The organism is Bradyrhizobium sp. Kon58, from assembly GCF_055807455.1.
This window is the reverse complement of sequence record NZ_JBVVOT010000223.1, coordinates 1-362: the sequence shown is the minus strand read 5'-3', so window position 1 is coordinate 362 and position 362 is coordinate 1. Positions and strand designations below refer to the sequence as shown.

At 58.0% G+C, this 362-nt stretch carries 1 protein-coding gene; it reads right to left on the bottom strand.

The features are described 5' to 3' along the window. A partial coding sequence (locus AC0L20_RS40215; RefSeq protein WP_473295704.1) for a hypothetical protein occupies window positions 1-222 on the bottom strand: 222 nt, incomplete at its 3' end. Window positions 223-362: the final 140 nt, after the last annotated feature.

Here is a 362-nt window from a genome sequence, read left to right as displayed (position 1 = left end):
GCTGGTGATCCGTGAGTCAGCGATAGTGGCATTGCTTTGATGCAGAAGTATCGCGGCATCGAGCGTTGAATAGCTGTCAACGCGGCTTGCGTCCATGTTAAGGGTCGACGCGCCGGTTGCGCGAATTTCACGGGTGACGCCACCCGGCTTCACATTCAGGACGCCACCGCGTTGCACGATATAATTGTCGGTGTGTGAGCCAGGGATCACCAGCCATTCCAAGGGCGGTCTGGATATGTCCCGCAGCCTGTCGGATGACATCGGCTCCGAGGCCACAGTGAGCAATAGCCACATTACAGGTGCCACCTACGGGGCTACGGTTACAGGGTTCAGCCAAAAGGCATTGCCATTGACCCCAGCGG